Consider the following 12,299-nt stretch of genomic DNA (forward strand, 5'->3'; position numbering starts at 1 on the left):
CCGCGTGTCAGCCAAACAATGTCGGGGCTTCATCCCAGCGGCTGATGGGCAACGTCTTGAGCTCCGCCACGGCTTCGGCCATGCCCATCCGGGTGGCGAGAACCCGGTCGAATGCTGTCGGTACTGCGCCTCGTTGGATCTACCCCAAGGTCGCCAGCGCTGTTCAGTATGCCCAGTCGCATGAGTTGGGGTCTCCGGTCAGAAGATCCGCAGCGCGGTGGATGCGGGCGCATCCAACAGCGCCGAGATCTCATCGTCGAGTTCGAGCACGGTCACAGAAGCACTCGCCATGTCCAGGGAGGTGCAGTAGTTACCCACATAGGACCGTCGCACCTGAATTCCCTTGCTCAGCAGCCGGTCGTGGGCATGGCCGTACAAGATGTAGAGCTCGCTGATCGGGGTGGCACCGAGACCGTTGATCATCAGCGCAACCTGCGCCCCGGATTCGAAGGGCTTGTCGGCGCGACTCCGAATTCGATCTCGTCGTCAGCCAGCTCGAACAGCGGGGCGCCCTTGGCCGGAGGTGAGCAGGCTGTGAGTGCGACTCCGAGTGAGCGGGTGTTGGCGTTGACTCGCTCGCCGATGGCGCGGACGGCATCGAGGCTGAGGCCTTGCTCGGCGGCAGCGCCGACGGCCTTGATGACAAAGAAGTTGCCCGCGACGCCACGGCGCCCGACCGTGTAGGTCGAATCCTCGACGGCGACATCGTCGTTGATGAACAGCAGTTGCGCCTCGATGCCCTCGTCGGTGGCCACTTCCTGGGCCATCTCGAAGGCCATTCTGTCGCCGGTGTAGTTGTTGACCAGCAGGAGCACTCCGGCGGCCGTTGTCGCGATGTCGTCGACCCGCTTGAGCGCCCCGGTAGGCTCACCCCGTGACTCAGGCCGATGCGGTGGCAGAACAGGGCGTGGATTTCTTTGCTCACAATCGGGCGAACTGGGACCAGCGAGCTGTTCTACACGCCGCGCGGGACGGCTCCGGCTATGGTGTTCAGACGCTCATCAACGACCCCGGCGCACTGTCAGAAGTCGTCAGATTTGATCTGCCGCTACTTGGAGACATCACAGGCATGCGTGCGGTGCATCTGCAGTGCCACATCGGTACCGACACCATCTCCCTTGCCCGACTTGGTGCTGAGGTCACCGGCCTCGACTTTTCCGAGCAGTCTCTCGAGGAAGCGCGACGTATTGCCTCAGACGCTGGGCAGAACGTCAACTTTGTTCACGCAGACGTGCGGCAAGCGGTCGAGGCTCTGGGGCCTGGCGGTTTCGATCTCGTGTACACCGGCATCGGCGCACTGTGCTGGTTACCCAGCATCGAAGAGTGGGCAATGGTGGTAGCCGGACTCCTGGCTCCTGGCGGGTCGCTGTTCATTCGGGAGGGGCACCCCATCCTCTGGGCGATGGACGAGTCTCTCGATGATGATCTACACCTGCGTTTTCCGTACTTCGAGCATTCGGCACCTCTCGAATGGGATGACGACCAAACCTACGTAGAGACCCCGGGAACGCTGACCGCAACCAAAACCTATGAGTGGAACCACTCGCTCGGCGAAATCGTCACCGCGTTGCTGGTCAACGGTCTGCGTCTTGACGCAATGGTTGAGCATGACAGCGTTCCGTGGGAAGCGCTCCCCGGTCAAATGACTCGACGACCCAACGGCGAATGGGAGCTGACCAATAGATCAGGCGTCGCACCCTTGAGCTACACCCTCCGAGCTACAAAAATCGTCTGACCGACCGAAGGTATTGCTGCGCAATGCGTGTCGCGGATCTGGATTTGTCCGCATGCCTTGGGTCGGTGACCGGTAGCCGCCGCGGCACAGCTCAGTCCAGGTCGGCGAGAACCCTGCGGGCCGCTTCCAATTCGCTCTCGAGGGCGGCGACTCTGGCGGCCTGCTGAGAGCGGGCCTCGCCGATGATCTCGTCGATCGGCGTGGAAAGGTCCTCGTGCAGTTCCTTGGCCGCCCGCGAGACGGCTGCTGCTGCAACCGCGATGTTGCGGGCCAGATAGCTCGAGCCCTGCTTCAGATCGGCGCGCCAATCGCCATCGGCGGTACCGGTCACCGTGAGGGTGAGCTCGAGGGTCTTGGTCTTCCTGCCGGAAGTCTTCTTGGCCGGAGCCTTCTTGGGCTGTTCCTCGGCCGGAGCATCGGCGCCGGGAAACACCACGCTCTCAGACGAGATGTTTTCGTCGGGAAGGGTTGAGACGTCCGGAGTGTCGGTGGGGGCGGACGGCGCTTCTGGCAGAGTGGTTACAGTCATCGGTGCGGCGAACTCCTTCTGAACATCGCCCGTGGTGTCCGGGCCGGATGCCAGCCATTAGAACACATGTTCGACCATCTGGCCCAATCTCACCCCCCGGTTGGTGTACGGCGGTGCGATGTGCGCGAGGACCGGGCGGGGGACCGCATGTGATGGCGCACGCCTCCCGAAGTAGGGTCGTGGCAATTTGGTTGCGACAGACCTTTCGAAGGAGAGTGGGGCAGTGGTGAGCCTGACCGGCGAGCTCGACCCGGCCGAGTTGGTGACGGCCTGGGATGACCAGCAAGCGGCGTACATCGCCGACCGTGAATCCCGGTTCCGCATCATGGTCGAGGTGGTGAGGCTGTCCTGCGGTGAGGCGCCGGTGGTGGTCGATCTTGCGTGCGGACCCGGATCGTTGAGCGCCCGTGTCCTGCAGGATATTCCGCAGGCGCGGGTATTGGCTGTCGATTTCGATCCGCTGCTGCTCGATCTTGCGAAGCGGACACTCACCACCGCGTACGGGGACCGGGTGACCACGGTCGAGGCCGACCTGGCCGACACGAGCTGGGCTGAAGTTGTGGCCGAGATTCTCGATGGCGCGTCGGTGTCGGCGTTCGTGTCCACCACAGCGCTGCACTGGCTTCGGCCCGAGGACCTGATCGGCGTGTACCGCGCGGCCGCCGCGATGTTGCCCAAGGGGGGAATCCTGTTGAACGGAGACCACTTCCGATTCGACAGCCGCTCACCGATGCTGAAAAAGCTTGCCGCCGCGCATGATGACGCTACTCAGGCTCGCAGCCACGCGGCGGGTGCTCTGACCTGGGACCAGTGGTGGGCCGCGGCGTCGGCGCGGCCCGGCGGTGAAGCCCTGGCGGCGCTGCGTGCCGAACGGTTTCTGCACCGCGAGTCGCCACCGAGTACGGCGGTCGACTTCCACCTGGCCGCATTGGCGCAAGCGGGGTTTTCCGAAGTCGGCACGGTCTGGCAGTTGCTGGACGACTACGTGGCTTTCGGGGTCAAGTGAAGACCGCGCTGGCTGCCGCAGCCATGGCACTCGCGGCGACAGTGGTCGCCGGATGCGGAGCGGACTCTGCCACCGGCGACGCCGCGATCACCACCGAGGTTCGCGGCACCGATGGTTTTCCGGTGTCGCTCCAGAATTGTGGGATGACCGTCGAGGTGCCGGCCGCCCCGACGCGGGCCATCTCGGTAAATCAGCCGGCCACCGAGTTGCTGCTGACGTTGGGGCTGGCCGACCGGATGGTGGGCACTGCCTCGTGGAACGATCCGGTGGCACCTGAACTGGCGGCTGCCAACGCCCAAGTGCCCGAGTTGAGTGCCGACTTCCCGTCGTTGGAGACTGTTCTGGAGCAGGAACCCGACTTCATCTACGCCACGTTCGCTTACACCTTTTCCGGTGAGGGAATAGCACCGCGGGACCGCTTCGCGAAACTCGGAATACCGACCTATCAGTCGTCGAGCGAGTGCACCGGCCAGGATGCGGTTCAGGAGAAGGCGTTGACGTTCGACGACATGTACGCCGAGATTACCGACATCTCACGGGTATTCGGGATCGAGGAAACCGGTGAGGCCCTGGTGGATTCGTTGAAGGAGCGAGTGGCCGGCGCAACGGGCGGGTTGAATGCCTCCGACGCCACCCTGATGTACTGGTACTCGAACACGCGCACACCGTACATCGCGGGTTGTTGTGGGGCGCCGGGGTTGATCACGGAAAGCGTTGGCGCACAAAATGCGTTTGCCGATAGCCGTCAGCTGTGGCCGGAAACCTCCTGGGAGGCGATCTTGGATCGCGACCCTGATGTTCTGGTGCTGGCCGATTTGACCCGAGGCGACGACGGCGACAGCGCAGCTGCCAAAATTCAATTCCTGGAAAATGATCCGCTGGCAAAACAGCTGACGGCCGTGCGCGAAAAGCGCTACGTGATCCTCTCGGGAACAGCGCTGGATCCGTCGCTGCGCAATGTCGATGCCGTCGAAACCCTGTCCTCGGCATTGCGCGACATGGGGGTTGGCTGACTCCAGGGCCGTTTTGCTATCGGCCGGCGGCCTCGTGCATCCGGCGGGTTTCCCCCCGAACGTAATCGGCAAGGCTCGTGTCGGAATCGACGCAGCGGAACCCGGTGGCCTCGATTTTTGCCAGGTCCAGAACACTGTTTGCCGGACGTGGCGCCACCGGGGCCGCGGCCTCGCCGAAGTACTCTGCGGCGGGTACGCCGCGCACTCGAGCCGGATTGTGGCCGGCCAGGGAGAACGCGCGTTGGGCTACGTCAGCCCATGAGGTCACCGACCCGGAGCCGGTCACGTTGTAGGTGCCGTACGGCGCAGCCGTCTCGGTGAGGTGCCGGATGGCTTGCGCCAGTTCCGAGGTGAATGTCAAACGTCCGAACTGATCGTTGACCACCGATGGATCGACGCCTCGATCGGCCAGAGACAGCATGGTGCGCACAAAATTTCGTCCGTCGCCGATCACCCACGAAGTGCGCAGGATGTAGTGGCGTGGCACCATGGCCACGACCTGATCGCCGGCAGCCTTTGTCTGTCCGTAGACACCGAGCGGGGCCACTGCGTCGTCCTCGCGGTATGGCCGTGTCGTGACACCGTCGAAGACGTAGTCGCTGGAAATGTGCACGACCGTCATACCGTGCGCGGTGGCGACACGCGCCAGTTCGGCGACGCCGGTCACGTTGGCGGCCCACGCCGCGAGGCGACCTTCTTCGCTCTCGGCAGCATCAACAGCGGTGAACGCCGCAGCGTTGATGATCGTGTCGTAGTCCCGCCAAGCGCGTGCGGAACCCAGGGTGCCGGAGGTGAGATCGAGGTCGGCACGCTCGGCGAACTCGACGTGTGGTGCGTCGGCATACACGGTGCGCAACGCCCGACCCAACTGACCGGAAGCGCCGAGGACCAACGTTCGTCGCGGTGCGACGGGGGTGACGTCGGCCAGGCCCGGCTGGGCGCGATCCTTCGCGGAAAGCTGGGCGTGCTCCAACGGTATCGGCCAGCTGATACCCACGGTCTGGTCGGCAGGATTCACCGACGGGTAATCGACCTCCGGCGAATAGTGATCGTTGACCAGGTAGGCATAAGCGGTATTCGGTTCCAACGTCTGGAATGAATTCCCCACTCCGCGAGGCACAAAGACTGCGCGTGACGGATCGAGTTCGGTTGTGAACACGGTTCCGAACGTCGGACCGGCGCGCAGGTCGATCCATGCTCCAAAGATTCGTCCGGTCGCCACCGAGACGAACTTGTCCCAGGGCTCGGCATGGATGCCCCGCGTTGTGCCCACCGCATCGTTGAACGAGATGTTGTTCTGCACGGGGCCGAAGTCCGGAAGCCCGGCGGCAACCATCTTCGCGCGTTGCCAGTTCTCCTTGAACCACCCGCGGTTGTCGCCGTGCACCGGCAGCTCCCACACCGTGAGTCCCGGAATTGGGGTTTCGGTGGCGCTCAGGACCTTGCCGTACTCTGTCAAAGCTGCTCCGCCACTGTAGTCATTGCCCGATTCGGGAGTAAAACGCTTCGGTGGCGTCTTTGGCGGGCGCCCACCAGGCCTCGTTGGTGCGGTACCACTCGATGGTCGCCCCGAGGCCGTGCTCGAAATCGTGATAGTGCGGCATCCACCCTAGTTCACTGCGTAGTTTCGTCGGGTCGATGGAGTAGCGGAGGTCGTGCCCGGTGCGGTCCGCGACGCGGTCGTAGGCGTCGGCGTCTTGTCCCATCATGGTCAGGATCAGCTCGACGACCGTTTTGTTGTCCCGTTCGCCATGGGCGCCGATCAGGTAGGTCTCACCGATCCGCCCTTTTTCCAGGATCAGCAGCACCGCTGACGAATGGTCATCGGCGTGGATCCAGTCGCGCACGTGGTGGCCCTCGCCGTACACCTTGGGGCGGGTGCCGCGCAGGACGTTGGTGATCTGGCGCGGAATGAACTTCTCGACGTGCTGGAAAGGGCCGTAGTTGTTGGAGCAATTCGAAATGGTCGCCGCGACACCGAAAGAACGGGTCCAGGCACGCACCAAAAGATCGCTGCCGGCTTTTGTCGAGGAGTACGGCGATGTCGGCTTGTACGGACTGGATTCGGTGAAACTGGCCGGATCGTCGAGTGCCAGGTCTCCGTAGACCTCATCGGTCGACACATGGTGGAATCTGGTGCCGTGCCGACGGGCCGCCTCCAGGAGCGTGAACGTCCCGATCACATTCGTGTGCAGGAAAGGCTCCGGGTGATCGAGGGAATTGTCATTGTGCGATTCCGCCGCATAGTGCACGACCGCATCGGCGGCGGCCACCAGCCCGTCGACCAGATCGGCGTCGGCGACGTCACCGTGAACGAAGGTCAGCCGTCGTTCGGGCAGGCCGCTGAGCGATACCCGATTGCCGGCATAGGTGAGTTTGTCCAGCACCGTGACGTGATGATCGGTGTGCCCGATGACGTGATGTACGAAGTTGGAGCCGATGAAGCCGGCACCGCCAGTGACCAACAGTTGCGCCACTAGGGGCCTACTTCGAGCAGACCGAGCAGATAGTTCCCGTATCCCGACTTGACCAGCCTCGTGGCCCGATCGCACAGCTCGTCATCGGTGAGAAATCCCTGCCGCCAAGCGATTTCCTCGGGGACCCCGATTTTCAATCCGGTGCGTCGCTCCATCGTGCGAACAAAGTCCGCGGCGTCACTCATCTGGTCGAAGGTGCCGGTGTCCAGCCAGGCAGTCCCGCGTGGCAGCACCTGCACCTGCAGCCGGCCCTGCTGTAGGTAGGCGCGATTGACGTCGGTGATCTCGTACTCCCCGCGTGCGCTCGGGGTGAGATCGCGGGCAATCGCCACCACGTCGTTGTCGTAGAAGTACAGCCCCGGTACTGCGTAATTGCTCTTCGGTTGTTTCGGCTTCTCCTCCAGCGAGACCACGGTTCCGCCGGCGTCGAATTCCACCACGCCATATGCGGAGGGCTCGGCCACCCAGTAGGCGAAGATGGTGCCGCCGTCGACATCAGTGAAGCATTTGAGCTGGGTGCCCAGACCCGGGCCGTACAGCAGGTTGTCGCCGAGTACCAGCGCTACTTTGTCGGACCCGATGAATTCCGAGCCGATGGTGAAAGCTTGAGCCAGCCCGTCCGGGGAAGGCTGTTGGGCGAACGTGATCGATACGCCGAACTGCGATCCGTCGCCCAGGAGCCGCTCGAAACTGTCGGCATCGTGCGGCGTGGTGATGACCAGGATGTCACGGATGCCTGCCAGCATGAGTGTCGACAAGGGGTAGTAAACCATCGGCTTGTCGTAGACAGGGATCAACTGTTTGGACACTCCGAGCGTGATCGGGTGGAGGCGAGTACCCGAGCCTCCGGCCAGGATGATTCCCTTCACGGCACCATCGTGGCATGGACCAGTTCGTCCGGACCGGCCCTTCGGCTGTCGGTTCCCGCCGAGATTCTGCGGACTTCGCTTGATCATGTGGCTGGCACCATTCGGGATGTCCGGAGGCTTCACTTCTTGAGGACCAAGAACTTCCTGGAGAGTTGCGGCAGCGACCTGCCGTACCTACTGCTGGCGGTCACTACGGGACGGGCGAGCCTCGGATCGGGTGCGCTCCCTGGCGGCTGGACCGGAGGCACTGCCCTCGGATTTCTCCCGGACACCGGCCTTGGTGGCTCGGTTGACCTTCGTTTCGACAGCCTCCGTTTCGGCAGCCTCAGTGCTGGTAGCTTTCGTGTCGTCAGCTTTTGTGTCGTCGGAACCGGTGTCGTCAACGGTGGAGAGCCCGGTCTCCGAGGCGTCGGTGTCGGTCTCTTCGGCAACCGAGCCGGAAGTGCCGGTGATGTCGCCGGTTTCGGTGACGGTACTCGTTTCCGGGGTGGAGCCGTTGTTGCCGGCGAGGACATCAGCAGCCGCCGCGGTCTCGGGGACGGCGCCGTCGTCGGGAGAGTTCGCGGAGTCGAGAGCCGGTATCACCGTGGTGTGGCCCGGATCGATCGAGGCCGGCGAGATCGACGCTGAGGTGGCGGCGTCGTCCTCCGGGTACCCGCCGGCGTCGGCAAGGCTGCCTGGCTGCGCCGAAGTGGCGTCGGTGATGACGGCGACCGCATTGGCGATAGCAGTCTGGATTCCGGTGACGAGTTGGAAGAGGGGCCCCCCGTCATGGCATTCGCCCACACAATCCGGGTCCTTCACCGACAGCAGGCCGGCCCACGGATTGGCTGGGCCACCGGGTCCATCGGGGTCGTGGCCGAAGAGAAAGGCGTCCACGACTGCGCCGGGCATGACAGCCAGCGCAGTGAGTGCTGCGATGAGGTCCCCGGATGACATCTTGGACATCGCGGCGCCGAGGGACTGCGAAGCTGCATTTGTTGCGCTGCTGAGCGGCGACAGCATGACCTGGATCGCGTGGCCCAGGCCGGCATGGGCCACGTTCGCACCGTTCTGGAAGATCGACAGCGCCAGCGCAAGGGCACCGGGACCGGCAGTCACGGAGTTGTTGTTGCCGAAGAGGTTGAAGGCCGCGGCCAGCAGCGCCGCGCCGGCATCTGCCCGCACAAAATTGTTGCTGCCGAATGCGTTTACGGCGGTGGCGAGGATCCCTGCCATTTCCACGGTGCTGTTGCCGACGAAGTTGAGCGCGCTTCCGATGAATCCCTGCGCCAGCACCTGACCGTCGCCGAAGAGATTGAGGGCGAGGGTGCCGAGGAGTCCGGCGGTGGTGGATTGCGTCCCGCTGCCCCCGGGTGCCAAGCCGAGGGCGAGATTGAGAAGCCCGATCGCTGAACTCATGCCCGGACCCAGTTGCAGGACCAAGTTGCCCACACCGGTGGCCCCGGTGGCCTCAGTGGCTGGTGAACCGCTGCCGTTCGCGAAACCGATGACCAGATTGAGTCCGCCGAAGGCGGCGCTGGTTCCCGGCCCTAGTTGAATGATCGTGTTGCCGCCGCCGATGACGCTGGTGGCTTGTGGTCCGCTGCCGTCCGAGATACCGATGACGAGGTTGGCGCCACCCATCGCCGAGGCGGTACCCGGCCCGAGTTGACCGAGGAACCCGAACACCGAAGAAAGCGCCGATGCCACCGCGTCGACGCCGGCCGCCGCAGCGAGGGTGAAGGCGCTGGCCGCGGCGGTGGCACTGGCATTGGGGCCGATCGCAAATGCGCCACTGAAGAGGCCAGTGGCGGCATTCGCTTGTGCCCCTTCGCCGATCCCGATCGCGAAACTTGTCAGGTTGCTGGTGCAGCCGTTGCCGTTTCCGAGCCCGAAGATCGATATACATGAGGCGTTGGCGACCGGGGCTCCATGGAGGGTCCCCGCCACGAGCGCGCCGGAGACCAACGCGGCGGCTAACGCACTTCCTTTACCCCGAACCGGATTCATCGACATCCTTGTTCCTCGCAGGTGATTCCGAACGCGCATGCTACGCCAATGGCCTTGCACCACTGACCGTTTTGCGGCAGAAACTCACGCCACTGCAAGGTTATTGCGGTGCGGCGGGGGCTACAGCGGTACAGCCAGTAAGTGAAGTGGAGTGCAACCTACCGCACAATGTGGTGCAATCAGGTTTCGGGTCGCCCTAAAACAGTGTGTGGCTGCATGTCTGACGACGAGTGTTGAAACGCCTTAACTCCGAACGTTATTGCATTCTTTTCGTGAGCGCACGATGACGCGACCCGGCTGGATCCATTCTCAACGGAGATCTCGACCGAGGAAAGGTGCGTTCATGATTTCTGCACGGTGGCTACGAGGCGTTGTTGTGGCCGGGGGTTTGATCGCGGTGGGTTGTCCGACCTTCGCAGGTCCGGCATCGGCCGACCCGATCTTGGACGCGTTGGCCACCACAACCTGTAGTTACACACAGGTGACGGATGCGATGAATGCAGAGACACCGGCCCTCGCCGCCCAGCTGAGACTGCGGCCCGACATGCAGGCCAATTTGCGGGAGTTCTTGGCGATGCCGGTGGAGCAGCGCCGGCAGCAGATCACTCAGGTGCAAGCCGCCAATTCGCAGCTTCAGGAGATCCTCGCCGCGGCGATCGGCCCGCAGGTCGCACAGGTGGCCAACTCCTGCGCGGCCTACTGACGGCGGGCCCTCCGGCGGGGCCTGGGGACGACCCGGGCGCGTCACAGTCACGCATACATCCGTAACGCCTCCGGTTCCGCGTCGAACCGCCGTGCTCGGCTGGATCGGTGTAGCCAACAGCTATCGTCCATCATCGTTTTCGTTTGCATTTAATGGCTCTGAACTGCGGATATCGACCCCCGTCTTGATCGGCCTCAAGGGTCTCGCGATGTTTGCTGACAGCGAATTCGGCCGGTGTCGTTCCTCGATGATCACGTCGGGGGAGTGGTCGCTTTCGTTGCTCGTTTGGGTCGAGTCGCACGAAACCGTCCCCGCCGTCAATTAAACGGTTTAAAGTCCCACACCGTGCGGGGTGCTCAGACTCAGTCTCATTGTGTGAACGCCGGCCCGGCGGGATTGCTCGATCCTTCCGACGTCGGTGCGGCGATAGCGGCGATACGCCGACCGATAGCGGTTGTGGAATCGCCGTATGGACCCCGTCCCGTCCCTCTCGACGGGTCGGGACGGCTCACCCCGGAGATCCTCGGCCAGGGCTTGCTGGCGGTTCTGCCACCGATCTACCCCGAATGGCTGGGGGACCGGGACTTCACCGCCGCTCACGGGGTGCGATTTCCGTATGTGATCGGCGAGATGGCCCGCGGAATCGCCACCGCAAGGATGACGATCGAGGCTGTGCGAGCTGGTGTGATGGGGTTCTTCGGCAGTGCTGGACTCGACCTCGGTGCGGTTGAAGCCGGAGTTCGGGAGATCCAGGGTGCCCTTGGTCGCGACACCGGCGGGTGGGGCGCCAACCTGATTCACAATGTCCAAGACGACGACCTGGAACTGGCGACGGTTGATCTCTTTCACCGCCTCGGTGTGCGCTGTGTTTCGGCGTCTGCTTTCATGCGCTTGACGCCCGCGGTCGTGTTTTACGCTGCAAAAGGGTTGCGCCGCAGCGCCGACGGGCAGATCATCCGGTCCGGGCGTATCTTCGCCAAGGTGTCGCGTGACGAGGTTGCGCGGCAGTTCCTGTCGCCCGCGCCAGAAGCAATGCTGCGCGCACTGGTTGTCGAGGGGCGACTCACCGCAGAGGAAGCCGCCTTGGCCGGCGAGATCCCCATTGCGGAAGACATTACCGCCGAGGCGGATTCGGGCGGTCACACCGACAATCGCGCGTTGACTGTGCTGCTTCCGCGTCTCATCGGCCTGCGCGACGCGATGGCCGCCACCTACGGTTATGCGGTGCGGCCGCGGGTCGGCGCGGCAGGAGGGCTCGGTACGCCCGCCGCCGTGGCTGCCGCCTTCGCGGCGGGCGCATCGTATGTGCTGACCGGCTCGATCAATCAGTCGGCGGTGGAAAGCGGTCTGTCCGAGGACGGCCGAAATCTGCTTGCCGTGGCCGAATCGACCGATGTGGCAATGGCACCGGCCGCCGATATGTTCGAGATGGGGGTGACCGTGCAGGTGCTCAAGCGCGGCACCATGTTCGCCCAACGCGGCCAGCGACTATCCGACTTCTACCGCCGCTATTCCTCTTTCGAAGAAGCCCCAGCAGACGAGTTGACGAACCTCGAGACAACCGTCCTCGGCCGAAGCGTGCAAGATATCTGGGCCGACACCGAGTCGTACTTCTCCGAGAACGACCCTCGGCAGGTGGCGCGCGCGGGTGCGGATCCGCGCCATCGCATGGCACTGGTGTTCCGCTGGTATCTGTTCAACGGCGCGCAGTGGGCGCGCGAAGGCCATGTCGCCCGGCGCGCCGACTACCAAATCTGGTGCGGCCCGGCAATGGGCGCCTTCAACGAATGGGTGCGGGGAAGTTTCCTCGAGCCGGTTCAGGGGCGCACGGTTCGCCAGATCGCACTGAATCTCCTCGAAGGAGCCGCCACCGTGACGCGTGCCGGACAGCTACGTGCTGCCGGTGTCGCGATGCCGGCCGCCGCCTTCGATTTTTGTCCACGTCCCCTCGGATGACTTCGTCCACATCCCGTCG

12 protein-coding genes and 1 pseudogene are annotated in these 12,299 nt (G+C 63.9%); 5 read left to right on the forward strand and 8 right to left on the reverse strand.

The window, feature by feature from the left end; all coding sequences use genetic code 11:
- Positions 1-7: 7 nt before the first annotated feature.
- The 3 genes and pseudogenes from WBB07_RS20995 to WBB07_RS21005 all read right to left on the reverse strand — a co-directional run.
- Positions 8-139: pseudogene (locus WBB07_RS20995) on the reverse strand (6-phosphofructokinase); the annotation flags it as partial.
- A 59-nt stretch (positions 140-198) separates the two neighbouring features.
- Complete coding sequence (locus WBB07_RS21000) at positions 199-423, reverse strand: dihydroxyacetone kinase subunit DhaK (protein ID WP_526310294.1); 225 nt, start codon at positions 421-423, stop codon at positions 199-201.
- Entirely contained in the window at positions 423-815 is a 393-nt protein-coding gene (locus WBB07_RS21005; protein ID WP_526310295.1) for a dihydroxyacetone kinase subunit DhaK, read from the reverse strand. Before WBB07_RS21005 ends, WBB07_RS21000 begins: the two co-directional genes overlap by 1 nt.
- Positions 816-874: 59 nt before the next feature.
- Here WBB07_RS21005 and WBB07_RS21010 point away from each other — a divergent pair, with 59 nt between their 5' ends.
- Entirely contained in the window at positions 875-1,735 is an 861-nt protein-coding gene (locus WBB07_RS21010) for a class I SAM-dependent methyltransferase (RefSeq protein ID WP_526310296.1), read from the forward strand.
- 91 nt (positions 1,736-1,826) lie between these two features.
- Here WBB07_RS21010 and WBB07_RS21015 read toward each other — a convergent pair whose 3' ends face one another.
- Positions 1,827-2,264: a DUF6319 family protein gene (locus WBB07_RS21015; protein WP_526310297.1), complete on the reverse strand. Its 438-nt coding sequence runs from the start codon at positions 2,262-2,264 to the stop codon at positions 1,827-1,829.
- A 226-nt stretch (positions 2,265-2,490) separates the two neighbouring features.
- Here WBB07_RS21015 and WBB07_RS21020 point away from each other — a divergent pair, with 226 nt between their 5' ends.
- Positions 2,491-3,270, forward strand: a complete 780-nt coding sequence (locus WBB07_RS21020; RefSeq protein WP_526310298.1) for a class I SAM-dependent methyltransferase — start codon at positions 2,491-2,493, stop codon at positions 3,268-3,270.
- Positions 3,267-4,283: an ABC transporter substrate-binding protein gene (locus WBB07_RS21025; RefSeq protein WP_526310299.1), complete on the forward strand. Its 1,017-nt coding sequence runs from the start codon at positions 3,267-3,269 to the stop codon at positions 4,281-4,283. Before WBB07_RS21020 ends, WBB07_RS21025 begins: the two co-directional genes overlap by 4 nt.
- Positions 4,284-4,299: 16 nt before the next feature.
- Here the strand turns inward: WBB07_RS21025 and WBB07_RS21030 are convergent, their stop codons facing one another.
- The 4 genes from WBB07_RS21030 to WBB07_RS21045 form a co-directional block, all read right to left on the reverse strand.
- Positions 4,300-5,742 (reverse strand): sugar nucleotide-binding protein, encoded by a 1,443-nt coding sequence (locus WBB07_RS21030; RefSeq protein WP_526310300.1) that lies wholly within the window; start codon positions 5,740-5,742, stop codon positions 4,300-4,302.
- A gap of 19 nt (positions 5,743-5,761) precedes the next feature.
- Entirely contained in the window at positions 5,762-6,760 is a 999-nt protein-coding gene (rfbB, locus tag WBB07_RS21035; protein ID WP_526310301.1) for a dTDP-glucose 4,6-dehydratase, read from the reverse strand.
- On the reverse strand, positions 6,760-7,629 hold the full coding sequence (gene rfbA, locus WBB07_RS21040; protein WP_526310302.1) for a glucose-1-phosphate thymidylyltransferase RfbA: 870 nt from the start codon (positions 7,627-7,629) through the stop codon (positions 6,760-6,762). Before rfbA ends, rfbB begins: the two co-directional genes overlap by 1 nt.
- A gap of 174 nt (positions 7,630-7,803) precedes the next feature.
- Complete coding sequence (locus WBB07_RS21045; protein WP_526310303.1) at positions 7,804-9,627, reverse strand: hypothetical protein; 1,824 nt, start codon at positions 9,625-9,627, stop codon at positions 7,804-7,806.
- A gap of 337 nt (positions 9,628-9,964) precedes the next feature.
- Between WBB07_RS21045 and WBB07_RS21050 the strand changes: the two genes are divergently transcribed.
- Positions 9,965-10,324, forward strand: a complete 360-nt coding sequence (locus tag WBB07_RS21050) for a hemophore-related protein (RefSeq protein ID WP_526310304.1) — start codon at positions 9,965-9,967, stop codon at positions 10,322-10,324.
- A gap of 375 nt (positions 10,325-10,699) precedes the next feature.
- Positions 10,700-12,280, forward strand: a complete 1,581-nt coding sequence (locus WBB07_RS21055; protein WP_526310305.1) for a PfaD family polyunsaturated fatty acid/polyketide biosynthesis protein — start codon at positions 10,700-10,702, stop codon at positions 12,278-12,280.
- Positions 12,281-12,299 lie beyond the last annotated feature (19 nt).

The organism is Mycobacterium sp., from assembly GCF_049647605.1.
GTDB lineage: Bacteria > Actinomycetota > Actinomycetes > Mycobacteriales > Mycobacteriaceae > Mycobacterium.